This window comes from Burkholderia sp. BCC1640 (genome assembly GCF_902833125.1).
Classification (GTDB): Bacteria; Pseudomonadota; Gammaproteobacteria; order Burkholderiales; family Burkholderiaceae; genus Burkholderia; species Burkholderia diffusa.
Genome location: NZ_CADFEF010000001.1, coordinates 314,392 through 328,407, shown reverse-complemented (window position 1 = coordinate 328,407; position 14,016 = coordinate 314,392). Strand labels below are relative to the sequence as shown.

The following is a 14,016-nucleotide window of genomic DNA, read 5'->3' as shown; positions in this document are numbered from 1 at the left end:
CGTTCTGGATCCCTTATATGATCTTCCAAGGATTTGGCCCGCTGTTGTGGGCCGGCACGGTCGAGACCGTGAAGCTCGCGGTGCTGTCGCTCGCCGCGTCGCTCATACTGGGCCTCGCGGGCGCGGGCGCGAAACTGTCGACCAACCGCGCGCTCAAGTCGGTCGGCACGTTCTACACGACGCTGATCCGCGCGGTGCCCGATCTCGTGCTGATGCTGCTGCTGTTCTATGGGATCCAGATCCTGCTGAACGACGCGACCGACCTGCTCGGTTGGGATCAGATCGACATCGACCCGTTCGTGGCCGGCGTCGTGACGCTCGGCTTCATCTACGGCGCGTACTTCACCGAGACGTTTCGCGGCGCGTTCCTCGCGGTGCCGCGCGGCCAGCTCGAAGCGGGCTTCGCATACGGGATGAGCGGCTGGCGCGTGTTCCACCGGATCCTGTTCCCGCAAATGATGCGCTTCGCGCTGCCGGGCATCGGCAACAACTGGCAGGTGCTCGTGAAGGCCACGGCGCTGGTATCGATCATCGGCCTCGCCGATGTCGTGAAGGCGTCGCAGGACGCCGGCAAGAGCACGCTCGATTTCTTCTTCTTCACGCTCGCGGCGGGCGCGATCTACCTCGCGATCACGACGGTGTCGAACGTCGTGCTGCACCACCTCGAGAAGCGTTATTCCGCGGGCGTCCGGAGGCTTGCACTGTGATCGAACTCGTCAGCCAGTACTGGCAAAGCTATCTCTACACCGACGGCTACCGCTTCAGCGGCCTCGCGATCACGCTGTGGCTGCTGGTCGTGTCGATCGCGCTCGGCTTCGCGCTGGCCGTGCCGCTCGCGATCGCGCGCGCGTCGTCGAACCGCTGGATCTCCGGCCCCGTGTGGCTCTACACGTACGTGTTCCGCGGCACGCCGCTCTACGTGCAGCTGCTGATGTGCTACACCGGCATCTACAGCCTGCAGGTCGTGCACAACCACGTGCTGCTCGACACGTTCTTCCGCAACGCGATGAACTGCACGCTGCTCGCGTTCGTGCTGAACGAATGCGCGTATGCGACCGAGATCTTCGCGGGCGCGATCAAGGCGACGTCGGCCGGCGAGATCGAGGCCGGGATGGCCTACGGGATGTCGCGCTTCAAGCTCTATACGCGCATCATCCTGCCGTCCGCGCTGCGCCGCTCGCTGCCGAGCTACAGCAACGAGGTGATCCTGATGCTGCACGCGACGACGCTCGCGTTCACCGCGACCGTGCCCGACATCCTGAAGGTCACGCGCGACGTCAACTCCGCCACGTACATGTCGTTCCAGGCCTACGGCATCGCGGCCGTGCTGTATGCCATCGTCGTGTTCGCGCTCATCTGGGCGTTCCGCAAGCTCGAGACGCGCTGGCTCGCGTACCTGTCGCCGCGCGGCCATTAACGCATTCGCAAGATTCGCAAGGAAGGACCAAGCATGTACAAGCTCACCGTTGACAACCTGCACAAGAAATTCGGCGACAACGAGGTGTTGAAGGGCGTGTCGATGAAGGCGAAGGCCGGCGACGTGATCAGCATCATCGGCTCGAGCGGCTCCGGCAAGAGCACGTTCCTGCGCTGCATCAACTTCCTCGAGCAGCCGTGCTCGGGGCAGATCACGATCGGCAGCGAGCCGATCGAGACCACGCGCGACCGCAACGGCTCGCTGCGCGTGGCCGACCAGAAGCAGCTGCAGCGCATGCGCACGAAGCTGTCGATGGTGTTCCAGCACTTCAACCTGTGGGCGCACATGACGGTGCTCGAGAACGTGATCGAGGCGCCGATGGCCGTGCTCGGGATCGGCAAGGAAGAGGCCGTCGCGCGGGCGCGCAAGTATCTGGAGAAGGTCGGCCTCGCGCCGCGCGTCGAAGGCATGTATCCGTCGCACCTGTCGGGCGGCCAGCAGCAGCGCGTCGCGATCGCGCGTGCGCTCGCGATGGAGCCGGAAGTGATGCTGTTCGACGAACCGACGTCGGCGCTCGACCCGGAACTCGTCGGCGAAGTGCTGAAGGTGATGCAGAAGCTCGCCGAGGAAGGCCGCACGATGGTCGTCGTCACGCACGAGATGGGCTTCGCGCGCAACGTGTCGAACCACGTGATCTTCCTGCACCAGGGGAAGATCGAGGAAGAGGGCGATCCGCGGGAGATTCTCGTCAATCCGAAAAGCGAGCGGCTCGGGCAGTTCCTGTCGGGGCGGCTCAAGTAAGCGGACGCTGCCGCGGCCTGGAACGCTAAATGCTTGTCCCGGATGACTCTTTCGATCGAGGAGCGCCGCGATGAGCACGCCGACCCCTACCGCGTTTTCCCATGTGAGGCCGCAGGACACCGCGTATCAAGGCGAAGGCCTGCGCGACTTCTTCCTGTATCGCGATCTCGGCATTGCGGCCGCGACGAACCGCAAGGTCGTCGCGCAACTCGTCAGGGCGAATCATGCACCGACGGCGGGCACCGGCTGGCACCGTCACGAGGCCGAGTTCCACATCGTGATCATGCTGAAGGGCTGGGCGCGCTTCATGTATGGCGAGCGCGAGACGCTGGTGAACGCCGGCGACTGCGTGCACCAGGCACCGGGAATCGTGCATTACCTGTTCGACTACTCGCCCGACATGGAGTATCTGGAGATCGTCGGGCCGGCCGATTTCAAGTCGATCGACGTCGAAGGGCCGTGCGAAGTGCCTGCGCCGACGCCGTGGGGCGACGCAGGCGCGTAGCCGCCGTCGTTTCGCATGCGAGGCATCCACGTGCCTGGGAAAGACCGCCTTCGGGCGGTTTTTTTTATTGGCCTTCTTTAGTCGCGTTGCCCTCCTTCGGTCATTCGACATCCGAAGCGTTCTCCATGTAAGGAAATCGAAATAACGGACGGTTGTTTGTCAGCCTCGCGTGACGTTTCGTTACACGCTGTCAAAGATCGTCAATTCGAAGCGGGTGCGGTGCACGGCATATCGGTGGCCGGCGTTAAGGGGATAACAGCCGGATCACCGGCTGGCTTACCCAGGAGAATGTCATGACCCGCATCGCGAAGATCCTGACCGTGACGGCAGTCGCTTGCGCCGCTCTCGTCCCGGCGCTGGCCGAAGCCCATTCGCACCGCGTGTGCCATTTCGATCACCACCATCACCGCGTGTGCCGCTGGGTTCGTTGACCCGTGGCGCGGTATTCCCGGCATCGCGTCGGGACGTTTTTCCCATTCAGGCAAATCAGGAGAGGACTATGAAAAAGACGATGTTGATCGCCGCGCTCGTCGCGGGCATGGGCATGTCGATCGGTGCGTTCGCACAGGTTCCGGCCAGCGCGCCGGCCGGCACGACCGGGCTGTGCAAGGATGGCTCGTTCTACTCGGGCGCGTCGAAGAAGGGCGCATGCGCCGGTCACAAGGGCGTGAAGACGTGGTACGGCGCATCGTCGGCAGCTGCGGCCAGCGCACCGGCCGCAGCCCCCGCGACCGCGGCTTCCGCTTCCGCCGCATCGGCCGCGGCACCGGCGAAGAGCGCGCCCGCGACGACCGCGGCAGCGGCGCCCGGCGGCGGCGCGGGCAAGGTCTGGGCCAACGACAGCACGAAGGTCTACCACTGCTCGACCGACAAGTACTACGGCAAGACGAAGCACGGCAGCTACATGTCGGAAGCCGATGCGAAGGCGAAGGGCTACCACGCATCGCACGGCAAGGCCTGTTCGTAATATCGACGGCATGCGCGAGCGTTGCCGCTCGCGCACTGACCGGCATCGCGCCCCGCCATCCGTGCGGGGCGCTTCGTTTTCAACTCCGATGTGCCGCGTCGATTGCTGCCGTACCGCGCGGGTTCAGTGCACGCGATCGGATTGCGGCGCGGTCGCCGCCGCATCGTGATCGGCCGCGCGGGCATCGAGCAATGACCGCAGCGTCACGTAGTGCGCGCCGCTCGCGCCGCCGTCCGTATCGGCGGTGCGATCGTACGGCTCGTTGTCATGGATCGTCGCACGCACGATCGGATAGATTTGCGTTTCCCAACGACTGCCGTTGAACACGCCATAGTGGCCCACGCCCGTCTGCACGTGGTGCGTTTTCAGGTACGGCGGCAATCCCGAACACAGCTCCTGCGCGGCCATCGTCTGGCCCACGGCGCAGATGTCGTCCTTCTCGCCCTCGATCGTCAGCAGCGCGGTGCGGTGGATCGCGGCCGGTTCCACCAACCGGTCGCCGACCAGCAGCTCGCCGCGCGCGAGCGCGTATTGCTGGAATACTTTCTCGACCGTTTCCAGATAGAACTCCGCGGTGAGATCGGCCGTCGCGAAGTATTCGTCGTAGAAGTGGCGCAGCGTGTCCGCTTTCGCGGGGTCGCCTTTCGCACGCTCGTAGTACAGGTCGGCGAACGAAGCGGCATGGCGGTCGGGATTCATCGAAATGAACGCGCCGACCTGCACGAAGCCCGGATACACGCAACGCTGCGCGCCGACGAAGCCGGTCGGCACGACACTGATCAGGTTGCGCGCGAACCATTCGATCGGCCGGCTCGTGGCGAGCGCGTTGACTTTCGTCGGATTCACGCGGCAGTCGATCGGCCCCGCCATCAGCGTCAGGCTCGCGGGTTGGGTCGGATCGCCGGCGGCGGCCATCAGCGCGACGGCCGACAATGCGGCGACGGTCGGCTGGCAGATCGCGAGCACGTGCGCGTCCGGGCCGATCTGGTGAATGAAATCGATCACGTGCCAGACGTATTCGTCGAAGCCGAATCGCCCGGCCGAAAGCGGGATGTCGCGCGGGTTGTGCCAGTCGGTGATGTACACGTCGTGATCGGCCAGCATCGTGGCGACCGTACCACGCAGCAGCGTCGCGAAATGCCCGGACATCGGCGCAACGATCAGCACGCGCGGCTGGCGCGCAACCGGCCGCGCCTTGCGGAAATGCAGCAGCGTGCCGAACGGCGTGGCCGCCGTGGCTTCCTCGACGATCGGCACCGATTCGCCGTCGACGACGACCGACGCGATGCCGAACGGCGGGCGCCGGTGCGAGAACGCGCAGCATTCGAGCAGTTCGCACAGCGCGTCGACCATGCGGCCCGTCGGCGTCGACGTGGCGGCCGGCCACTGCGACATCGTCGCGCGTGTGACTGCCGCCCATGCGCGCGCCGGGCGCAGGCATTCCGCAGACCATTGGTAGTACGGATAGGCAAGCAGGTTCATGTCCGTCGCTCGTTGCGTCACGTTGCATGGACCGAGGCAAGCCGTGTGCCAGCGTGCGGCTGGCACGCGCGTTGCACGCGGTTCGCGAATGCGGCGACGGACACGGCGATACATGCGGTCCCCGTGCAGCCGGGCGACCGAACGCCGCGCGCTGCTGCTGCGGTTCGGGGTAACGGCCGTGCCTCTGCACCAGGCGGCGATGCGCCACTTCGGCGAACGCGCCGCACTGGCGTGGTGCGGTTCGCATGGCGCGGCGTGCGCTTTCGGTGCAGGGGCACGAACGGCAATCAGCGGGAGAGCGACATGGAATCTACCGGACGGACGACGTTGACCATCAGCAGCCGCAACTACTCGTCGTGGTCGATGCGCGGCTGGCTGCTCGCGAGGCTGAGCGGGCTCGTGTTCGAGACCGTCAGCGTGCCGATCGACGCGGCATCGCGCGCGGAGCTGCTGCTGCTGTCGCCGTCGATCCTCGTGCCGTGCCTGACGCACGACGGCAGCACGGTGTGGGACACGCTCGCGATCGCCGAATACCTGAACGAGATCCGGCCGCAGGCGCGGCTGTTGCCGGACGACCGGCATGCGCGCGCGCATTGCCGGTCGATCTGCGGCGAGATGCATTCCGGTTTCAGCGCGCTGCGCTCCGCGTTGCCGATGAACCTGCGCGCGCACTTCCCCGGTTTCCGGATCTGGTCGCGTGCGCAGCACGACATCGAGCGCATCGTGACGATCTGGCGCGATTGTCTGGGCGCGTACGGCGGCCCCTGGCTGTTCGGCGAGCGGATCGGCGTCGCCGATGCGATGTACGCGCCGGTCGTCACGCGATTCCTGACCTACGACGTGAAACTCGAACCCGACATCGCCGAGTACTGCATGCGCGTCCTCGCGCATCCGTTCGTCGCGGAGTGGATCGATGCCGCGAAAGCGGAGCAGGAAGACATCGACGAACTGGACATGGAGTTCTGACGCGCGACGCACCTTCGTGCGTTGAATCGGACGCCGGCACGTCCATCGAAACGAACCGCCGCCGCAACTGCGCAACTCGCAAACGTTTTACGTTGATTTTCGCTGGAAACGAGGACGAATTCCCTAAAGGATGCTGGTGCCGATGACGTTAAACGGGCACGGGGACGACTGTCGATCGCATGCATGCAACATGCGACGCGCAGTCCGCAACAACCAGCGCAGCAGGGGAACCAACTTGAACCGTCAGCAATCTTGGACGCGTACGGCCGCGCCCGGCGAGATCATCTACTCGGAGGGCTTCGCCGGCGAGCCCGTCATCTTTCTGATCGCCGACGGCAAGGTCGAGCTGTCGACGCGCTGCGAAGACAAGCGTGTCGTCGTCGCGACGCTCGGGCGCGGCGAGTTCTTCGGCGAATCCGCGTTGCTCGCTTCCGAGCCGCGCGCGCATACGGCGAAGGCGCTGTCGTTCTGTCAGCTCACGGTCGTGCCGGCCACGCTGCTCGACGAGGAAATCGAGCACGTGTCCGCGCTGCTCCGTCATGTCGTGCGCACGATGATCCGGCGCGTGAAGCGCAAGGACGACCAGCTCGCGACCTATACGCACGCGGATTTCATGCCGGGCGTGCTGTCGTATGCGCATGTGCTGTCGCTGATGGCGGGCGCCGACACGCGCGGATCGGACGACGCGTGGTCGCGGCGGCCGATGCAGGCGCAAGCGGGCGAGGCATCGGTTCCGCTCGCTGACGTGATTCGCCGCTGTCGCGCGATCGCCGGCCATTCGCGCCCGCACGTGCTTGCGATGCTGCGCCGCATGGAGAAGCTCAATCTCGTCACGATCGAAGCCGCGCAGGCGGACCATGCCGGCGGCGCGGCCGATTACACGGCGTCATCGGATGCGCGCCAGGTCGTCACGTTCGATGCCGCGCGCGTGGTCGATCGCGCGCAGCAGGTCGCCGATCACGATCTCGATCTGTCGATCAACAGCGAGCTGGAACTGATCGAGCTGGCCGATCTCGAAGCGCTGATCGGCGTCGACCGGAAGCTGCTGCTCAACAAGCTGTCGCACGGCGAGATCGCCGACGAGGTGTTTGCGTTCCGCAAGTCGAAGGTGCTCGGTTACGTCGAGCAGAAGGGCGTCGCGTATTTCTCGCGGCGCAGCCCGCGCGCCGGCGGCGACGTGCGCGCGCTCGAGGATATCGTGTGGGTCGACCAGCGCACGCTGTTCGACGTGATCAGCGCGTTCGATACGTACGATCTTGCGAAGCTGATCGCGAGCCTCGACGATCGCGCGGTGGCCGACAAGCTGTTCTCCGTGATGACGGAAGCGCGGCGCAACGAGGTGTCGTGGGTGATGCGTCGCGAGCTGAAGCTCGACCCGATCGAGATCGAGGAGATCGAACGGCGCGTGCTCGATGCCGTGCGCGCGGCCAAGGCGCCGGCGGCAGGTGCGGCACCCATGCCGCTGGCTTCATCCGACGCGTGACGCGCAACCCGACGGAGACACCCATGGATTTGTTGACCCTGGCCGGCGTGCTGCTCGGCGGCGCGGCCATCATATTCGGCTTCGCACTGGAAGGCGGACATTTTTCGACGCTGTTCCAGTTCGAGGCGCTCGTGATCGTGCTCGGCGGTACGCTCGGCGCGGTGATGATCCAGAACACGTGGGCGCGGTTCTTCGATGCGGTGAAACAGTTGCGGCTCGCGTTCGTGCGTGCGCAGGAAGTCGACCGCAAGCACTTGACCGACCTGCTGGAGTGGGGCGATCGCGCGAAGCTCGACGGGTTGCTCGCCTTCGAATCGATGGACGTGAGCGGTATCCATCCGTTCGCGCGGCGCGGGCTCGAACTGCTCGCGAACGGCGTGTCGACCGCCGTGCTCGAGGATGCGCTGCACCGCGAGCTCGACGCATACGAGCGCAGCCGGCTCGCGGCCGCGCGCGTGTGGCAGCAGGCCGGCGGCTATGCGCCGACGTTCGGCATTCTCGGCTCGGTGCTCGGGCTGGTCCAGGTGACGAGCCATATTCTCGAACCGGCGCAGCTCGGACCGGGCATCGCGGTCGCGTTCATCGCGACGCTCTACGGCCTCGCGTTCGCGAACCTCGTGTTTCTGCCGCTCTACGGCAAGCTGCGCGCGCAGATCGACAGCGAGTTGCGATTCCGCAAGCTGTATCTCGACGGCCTGCTCGCGATTTCGCGCAAGGAGTCGCCGCATACGATCGAGACGCGGCTGACCGGCGACGTGCGCGGCCGCGCGGCGGAGTCCCTCGCATGACGCACCGGGAGCTTCGACATGACCGCTCGAACTGACGGCGCGCGGGCGGGCTCGCTCGCCGCCGATCGCGACGACGAAGGCGAAGGCACGCAGTCCGGACGCTGGCTGATTTCCTACGCGGATCTCATCACGACGCTGATGGTGCTGTTTCTCGCGCTGTACGTGCTGCAGCTCGCGAAATACAACGCGCTCGATGCGCGCTACCAGACGCTTGCACGGCACGACAGCGGGACCGCCAGCGCGCCCGGCGCAGCGATGCCTGAGCGTGCCCCCGCCTGGCTGGCATCGCTCGACGCGCTGAAGTCGAACGGCCGCATCTCGCTCGTGCGTGCGCGGCATGGCATCGAGATCGGCATCGACGCGAAAGTTCTGTTCAACGTCGGCGATGCACGCTTGCTGCCCGATGCGACGCCGGTGCTCGGCCAGATCGCGCAGGCGCTGAGCGAACATGCGACCGGCGACATTCTCGTCGAAGGGCACACCGACAGCGTGCCGATCGCGAATGCGAAATACGAATCGAACTGGGAGCTGTCGTCCGCGCGGGCGGGCAGCGTCGTGCGCTATCTGGCCGATCGCGGCGTCGCCCCGCACCGGCTCGCCGCGATCGGGCGGGCCGATACGCAACCGCTCGTCGCGGGCGACGATGCGGCCGCGCGGGCGCGCAACCGGCGCGTGACGATCTTCGTCGCGTATTGAGCGTGCGAGCCTCGACAGGCGCGCGAGACGGTTACCCGTCAACGACATATTCGATCTCGCATGACGAACATGTGAACCCGGCGATGCGATTCCGCGCACGCCTGCCGATAACCCAAGCTGGCTCAGACCGAGCGGTTATCGAGGGTTCCCCATGCATTTCTGGCGCAAGCTGTCCATTCAGAACAAGCTGATTCTCAGCATGACGAGCTGCCTGCTCGTGTTCGTCGCGATCTCGAGCGGGTTGAGTGTCCGTCTGATCGGCAATGCCGTGCGCGAGCGCGTCGTCCGCGAAGGGCTGCCGACGGCCGTGAGCGGCATTCGCGCCGACGTGCAGCGGCAGTTGGCCGGGCCGATCGCCGCATCGCGCGTCCTCGCGCGCGATGCGTTCCTGCTGCAATGGGAAGCCGACGGCGAGCCCGACGCTGGCACGCGCAACTGGATCCAGCTGGCGAGGAACGTGAAGGACGAGCAGAAGGCGGCGTCCGTGCAGTGGGTGTCGGTGAAGAGCCGCAACTACTACAACGAGGCCGGCCTGCAGCGGAAGGTCACCGAGAACGATCGATGGCTCGCGACCTTCCTCGCATCGGGCAAGACCTACGAGGTGAACATGGATCGCGAGGTCACGGCCGGCGGCTACATGATGTTCATCAACAGCCGCGTGGAACTCGACGGCACGCCGGTCGGCGCGACCGGCATGAGCCTGTCCGTCGACGCGCTCGCGAAGGGGATCGCCGCGTACCGGATCGGCGATACCGGGTTCGCATACCTCGTGCGGCCCGACGGCGCGATCATGATGCATCGCGATACGTCGCTGATCGACGGCAAGCACTTCCTGAAGGACGAACCGGGGCTGCCCGGCGATGCATCGTCGACGTTGCTGGCCGGCCAGCCGTATGCGTACCTGAGCTACGACGGCGACGGCGGTGCGCGCTTCATCGCGACGTCGTTCATTCCGGAGCTGAATGCGTACGTGGTCGTCGAAGTGCCGCAGGCCGAACTGCTCGGCCCGGTGACGCGTGCGATTCGCAGCGCGGCGCTGGTCGCCGCGGTCGCGGGCCTCGGCGTCGCGCTGGTCGTAATCTGGTTGGTCGGGCGCGCGATCGCCGCGCCGATCCGCCGCGCGGCGACGCTGCTGTCGGAGATCGCGAGCGGCCAGGGCGACCTGACGCGCCGGATGACGGTCGAGAGCGAGGACGAGATCGGCCAGCTGTCGGACGCGTTCAACCGCTTCGTGTCGTCGTTGTCGACGCTCGTTCACCGGATTCGCGCGGCGTCCGCGTCGATCGCGACCGGCTCCGCGCAGATCGCGTCGGGCAATGCAGACCTCAGCGAACGGACCGAAGGGCAGTCGAGCAACCTCGAGCGAACGGCTTCGTCGATGGAGGAAATCACGGCGGTCGTGCGCAACAACACCGAAACCGCGACGACGGCCGCGAAGCTGATCACCGGCGCATCCGATACGGCGATGCGCGGCGGGCACGTCGTGGGCGAGGTCGTGACGACGATGGAGCAGATCAGCGATGCGTCGCAGCGCATCTCCGAGATCATCGTGATGATCGACAGCATCTCGTTCCAGACGAACATCCTCGCGCTGAACGCGGCGGTCGAGGCCGCACGCGCCGGCGAGCAGGGCCGCGGGTTCGCGGTCGTCGCGTCGGAAGTGCGCAATCTCGCGCAGCGCAGCGCGCAGGCGGCGAAGGAAATCAAGGCATTGATCGAGCACAGCGCGGGGACGGTAGACGCCGGGTCGCGGCTCGTCAGCGAGGCAGGGAAGGTGATGAGCGACGTCGTATCGCAGGTGCAGGGCGTCAGCGCGATGATGAGCGAGATCGCCGAAGCGAGCCTGGAACAAAGCGCCGGCATCGACCAGGTCGGCGACGCGGTGCAGTCGCTCGATCAGATGACGCAGCAGAATGCGGCGCTGGTGGAGGAAAGCGCGGCGGCGGCGGAAAGCCTGAAGCAGCAGGCGGCGGAACTGACGCAGCTGGTATCGGCATTCAAGGTGGATGAATGAAGCGCGCGCGACGTTAGAATGATGCGCTTCTGAGGGACGTCGGCCGTGGGATGACGGCGGACGTTCTTGCTGTCGGCGCGGGATTCGTCAACGTCATAAAAATGAAGCGCATTTCAAGATTGAAGGTCGGGGTAGGGGCGGTGGTGGTCGCGGCGGTGCTCGGCGCGGTTGGGGCGAAGGTGATCGCATCGCCGGCAGATTCGTATCTTGCGTATCGGAAGAAGGCCGCGGCGGCCGTGGCCGCGGCGCGAACGGAAGATCGACCGCGTGTCGACCAGCAGTACACGGCCGACGTGAATGCGCGGCTCGCGAGTCTCGTCGGCACGGTCCGGGCGAAAGGGTTTGCCGCGAAGGCGGCGGGCACGGTGCAGAGCGTCGGCCCCGTCGACGGGATGCCGCCGGGGCCGGACGGGCTGGCCTTCAAGTCGGCCGACGGCAAGACGAATCTCGTCGTGACGACGGTTCCGCTGCTGAAGGCGTGGGCGAGCACGGCGGATGCGGGCATCAAGCCGACGGACGACGTGGCCGCGATTCTCGACAATGAAACGCTTTACACGGACGTATTCGGCGACGACGCCGCGGCGTTTCGCTTCGCCGAGTTGCCCGTCAAGCGGCAGCCGGCCGACGGCGTGGTGAAGGCGTGGCTGCTGGGCGAAAGCCAGGACGGCGTGCCGGACGGGCCGAACACGCTGGCCGTGTCGGTCCGGCAGGGCGAACGGATTTATATCCAGTGGAAGAGCGTGACGCTGCGCCCGATCCTGGCGTGCGGCGCGGAGCGCGTGCCCGAGGACGCGCGGCAGGCGTGTTTCGCCACGCAGGTGGTGTCACAGCGGATCTACCCGCGGCTGATCGCGCAGGCGCAGTCGATGGCCGATGCCGTGGTCCGGTAGCGGACGGTAGCCGTCGGCCTGTCGCCCGCCGACCGGATTCAAGGCGACCGCAACGCCTGCAGTCCCAGCGTGAGCGCGTTGAACGGCATCTCCGCAGCGCCCAGCGAAAAGCTCGTCGCATTCGCGGTCGCCCCCGGCGAATGCATCAGCGCGTGAACGATCCGCTCGCTCGCATGGCCGTCGCCATACGGATTGCTCGCGCGCGCCATTTCCTCGTACGCGCTCTCGCTGTCGAACAGCCGCGACGCCTCCCAGACGATTCGTTCCCGGTCCGTGCCGACGAGCCGCGCGGTGCCGGCCTGGATCGCCTCGGGCCGCTCGGTCGTCTCGCGCGTGACGAGCACCGGCTTGCCGAGCGCGGGCCCTTCCTCCTGGATGCCGCCCGAATCGGTGATGATGAAATGCGAGCGCGACATCAGGAATACGAATGAAAGATATTCCTGGGGATCGATCAGGTAAATGTTCGGCACGCTGCCGAGCAGCGCGCGCGCCGGCTCGCGCACGTTCGGATTCAGGTGCAGCGGATAGACGAACTGCGCATCGCGATAGCGGTTCGCGAGCGTGCAGAGCGCCTCGCAGAAATGCCGGAACGGCTCACCGAAGCTTTCGCGGCGATGGCCGGTGATCAGCACGACGCGGCGGGACGGATCGAGAAAGGGAAAGTGCGCGGCGATCTTGTCGTTGAGCACGGTATCGTGGTCGAGCATGCGTTTGACGTCGTGCAGCGCATCGATCACGGTGTTGCCCGTCATCACGACGGCGCCAACCGGCACGCCTTCGCTGAACAGGTTGTCGCGCGCCTGGCCCGTCGGCGCGAAATGCCATGACGACACCGCATCGGTCACGCGGCGATTCAGTTCCTCCGGCCACGGCGACCAGATATCGCCGCTGCGCAGGCCCGCCTCCACGTGCCCGACCGGCAGATAGCGGTAGAACGCCGCGAGACTGACGGCCAGCGTCGTCGTCGTGTCGCCGTGCACCAGGACGACGTCGGGGCGGAAGTCGTCGAAGACGATCCCGATCGCCTGAAGAATGCCGGTCGTCACGTCGGTCAGCGTCTGGCTCTGGCGCATCAGATTGAGATCGTAGTCTGGCTTGATGTCGAACAACGTGAGGACCTGATCCAGCATCTCCCGATGCTGGGCGGTCACGCATACGCGGGCGTCGACATCCTTGCGCGACTTCAGCGCGCGAACGAGCGGCGCCATCTTGATGGCTTCCGGCCGAGTCCCGAATACAAGCAAGATCTTCTTCATCGTTATCCTCGTTGAGCATCTTCGCGCCGGAAGACCCGGCACCTGGCGCCAAGCCTGGTTGCAGGCGACTCGTCCCGTCCCGCATGCGGCCACGCCGGCCGGCGTCGGCCGCACGACATTCAGCGGCGCGGCGGGGCGAGCGCACCGTTCTTGTCCGCGCGGTCTCCGCCGCGCATTCGTCGGACTACGGACGTCCCCTTGCATCTCGTCAATCACGTCATTAGCGTTCCTCATTGTGTCGATCGCCACGTCCTTCCGTCACACGATTCGCGTCGCTGCACGCCGGCGCACCGGAAAGGCGATCCCGCATTCCATACAGCAATATTCAAACCAGCGGCCCCTGCGTCCGGGTCCGATTCGAGCGGCACGCGCGGTTCGTTACGGAACGTTTCACAACTGCTACGGACGCCGGATCGGCGCAAGGGCGCGATGCAGATAAACGGGCGTCCATTCGCGCGAGCAGTGCGGTCGCGACATGCGAAGCACGGCGGCGTGGATCGAGCGTCGACTACCGCTCGAACGGCATCCATCGTTCGAAGCGCATTGAATCGCTTCGATATGCGAATTTTGTCTGGGCAATGAAAGGCATGTCGCCGATTGTCCGGATCGGGTCGCGGAGAAATGATTTGCCCGTCGTGCCGCATCGCTCGCGCTGCTCGAGCCGACAGGCGCGAAATGTTGCGTATCTGTAACGCGCGGCCGGAATGCGGCTGGCATGCACGCATGACGGCCTTCCAGCGCGCGCCGCAGC

14 protein-coding genes are annotated in these 14,016 nt (G+C 66.0%); 12 read left to right on the top strand and 2 right to left on the bottom strand.

Features of this window, described 5'->3' with window-relative positions; all coding sequences use genetic code 11:
- Positions 1-17 precede the first annotated feature (17 nt).
- The 6 genes from hisQ to HWX25_RS01485 all read left to right on the top strand — a co-directional run bounded on the left by hisQ (position 18) and on the right by HWX25_RS01485 (position 3,690).
- A complete protein-coding gene (gene hisQ, locus HWX25_RS01510) occupies positions 18-707 on the top strand; it encodes a histidine ABC transporter permease HisQ (RefSeq protein ID WP_059531818.1) in 690 nt (229 codons plus the stop codon).
- Positions 704-1,417, top strand: a complete 714-nt coding sequence (locus HWX25_RS01505) for an ABC transporter permease (RefSeq protein ID WP_059466623.1) — start codon at positions 704-706, stop codon at positions 1,415-1,417. Before hisQ ends, HWX25_RS01505 begins: the two co-directional genes overlap by 4 nt.
- 33 nt (positions 1,418-1,450) lie before the next feature.
- Positions 1,451-2,218, top strand: coding sequence for an ATP-binding cassette domain-containing protein (locus HWX25_RS01500; protein ID WP_059511632.1), 768 nt, complete (start codon positions 1,451-1,453; stop codon positions 2,216-2,218).
- Between the two features lie 70 nt (positions 2,219-2,288).
- Positions 2,289-2,723: a cupin domain-containing protein gene (locus HWX25_RS01495; RefSeq protein WP_175906656.1), complete on the top strand. Its 435-nt coding sequence runs from the start codon at positions 2,289-2,291 to the stop codon at positions 2,721-2,723.
- A 293-nt stretch (positions 2,724-3,016) separates the two neighbouring features.
- Positions 3,017-3,154, top strand: coding sequence for an HHHH-motif protein (locus HWX25_RS01490; protein WP_167359252.1), 138 nt, complete (start codon positions 3,017-3,019; stop codon positions 3,152-3,154).
- A gap of 68 nt (positions 3,155-3,222) precedes the next feature.
- Complete coding sequence (locus HWX25_RS01485; protein ID WP_175906654.1) at positions 3,223-3,690, top strand: hypothetical protein; 468 nt, start codon at positions 3,223-3,225, stop codon at positions 3,688-3,690.
- Between the two features lie 123 nt (positions 3,691-3,813).
- On the opposite strand, the gene phaZ is transcribed toward HWX25_RS01485, so the two are convergent.
- Positions 3,814-5,172 (bottom strand): polyhydroxyalkanoate depolymerase, encoded by a 1,359-nt coding sequence (gene phaZ / locus HWX25_RS01480; RefSeq protein ID WP_175906651.1) that lies wholly within the window; start codon positions 5,170-5,172, stop codon positions 3,814-3,816.
- A 303-nt stretch (positions 5,173-5,475) separates the two neighbouring features.
- Between phaZ and HWX25_RS01475 the strand changes: the two genes are divergently transcribed.
- The 6 genes from HWX25_RS01475 (at position 5,476) to HWX25_RS01450 (ending at position 12,009) form a co-directional block, all read left to right on the top strand.
- Positions 5,476-6,138 (top strand): glutathione S-transferase family protein, encoded by a 663-nt coding sequence (locus HWX25_RS01475; protein ID WP_175906649.1) that lies wholly within the window; start codon positions 5,476-5,478, stop codon positions 6,136-6,138.
- Between the two features lie 235 nt (positions 6,139-6,373).
- Complete coding sequence (locus tag HWX25_RS01470; protein WP_059819607.1) at positions 6,374-7,621, top strand: cyclic nucleotide-binding domain-containing protein; 1,248 nt, start codon at positions 6,374-6,376, stop codon at positions 7,619-7,621.
- Positions 7,622-7,644: 23 nt separating this feature from the next.
- The gene (locus HWX25_RS01465) at positions 7,645-8,409 is read left to right on the top strand and encodes a flagellar motor protein (protein WP_175906648.1); all 765 of its coding nucleotides are present in this window, start codon (positions 7,645-7,647) and stop codon (positions 8,407-8,409) included.
- 18 nt (positions 8,410-8,427) lie between these two features.
- Complete coding sequence (locus HWX25_RS01460; RefSeq protein WP_059818694.1) at positions 8,428-9,105, top strand: OmpA family protein; 678 nt, start codon at positions 8,428-8,430, stop codon at positions 9,103-9,105.
- A 151-nt stretch (positions 9,106-9,256) separates the two neighbouring features.
- Positions 9,257-11,119 carry a methyl-accepting chemotaxis protein gene (locus tag HWX25_RS01455; protein ID WP_175906646.1) on the top strand — a complete coding sequence of 621 codons (1,863 nt, stop codon included), beginning with the start codon at positions 9,257-9,259 and terminating at the stop codon, positions 11,117-11,119.
- A gap of 101 nt (positions 11,120-11,220) precedes the next feature.
- Entirely contained in the window at positions 11,221-12,009 is a 789-nt protein-coding gene (locus HWX25_RS01450; protein ID WP_175906644.1) for a hypothetical protein, read from the top strand.
- A 38-nt stretch (positions 12,010-12,047) separates the two neighbouring features.
- On the opposite strand, the gene wecB is transcribed toward HWX25_RS01450, so the two are convergent.
- A complete protein-coding gene (wecB, locus tag HWX25_RS01445; RefSeq protein WP_059818697.1) occupies positions 12,048-13,265 on the bottom strand; it encodes a UDP-N-acetylglucosamine 2-epimerase (non-hydrolyzing) in 1,218 nt (405 codons plus the stop codon).
- Positions 13,266-14,016 lie beyond the last annotated feature (751 nt).

Excerpts from the sequence above, each read along its gene's own strand:
- hisQ (WP_059531818.1), top strand. The coding sequence starts at position 18 with ATGATCTTCCAAGGATTTGGCCCGCTGTTGTGGGCCGGCACGGTCGAG.
- HWX25_RS01500 (WP_059511632.1), top strand. The coding sequence starts at position 1,451 with ATGTACAAGCTCACCGTTGACAACCTGCACAAGAAATTCGGCGACAAC.
- HWX25_RS01495 (WP_175906656.1), top strand. The coding sequence starts at position 2,289 with ATGAGCACGCCGACCCCTACCGCGTTTTCCCATGTGAGGCCGCAGGAC.
- HWX25_RS01490 (WP_167359252.1), top strand. The coding sequence starts at position 3,017 with ATGACCCGCATCGCGAAGATCCTGACCGTGACGGCAGTCGCTTGCGCC.
- HWX25_RS01485 (WP_175906654.1), top strand. The coding sequence starts at position 3,223 with ATGAAAAAGACGATGTTGATCGCCGCGCTCGTCGCGGGCATGGGCATG.
- phaZ (WP_175906651.1), bottom strand. The coding sequence starts at position 5,172 with ATGAACCTGCTTGCCTATCCGTACTACCAATGGTCTGCGGAATGCCTG.
- HWX25_RS01475 (WP_175906649.1), top strand. The coding sequence starts at position 5,476 with ATGGAATCTACCGGACGGACGACGTTGACCATCAGCAGCCGCAACTAC.
- HWX25_RS01465 (WP_175906648.1), top strand. The coding sequence starts at position 7,645 with ATGGATTTGTTGACCCTGGCCGGCGTGCTGCTCGGCGGCGCGGCCATC.
- HWX25_RS01460 (WP_059818694.1), top strand. The coding sequence starts at position 8,428 with ATGACCGCTCGAACTGACGGCGCGCGGGCGGGCTCGCTCGCCGCCGAT.
- HWX25_RS01455 (WP_175906646.1), top strand. The coding sequence starts at position 9,257 with ATGCATTTCTGGCGCAAGCTGTCCATTCAGAACAAGCTGATTCTCAGC.
- HWX25_RS01450 (WP_175906644.1), top strand. The coding sequence starts at position 11,221 with ATGAAGCGCATTTCAAGATTGAAGGTCGGGGTAGGGGCGGTGGTGGTC.
- wecB (WP_059818697.1), bottom strand. The coding sequence starts at position 13,265 with ATGAAGAAGATCTTGCTTGTATTCGGGACTCGGCCGGAAGCCATCAAG.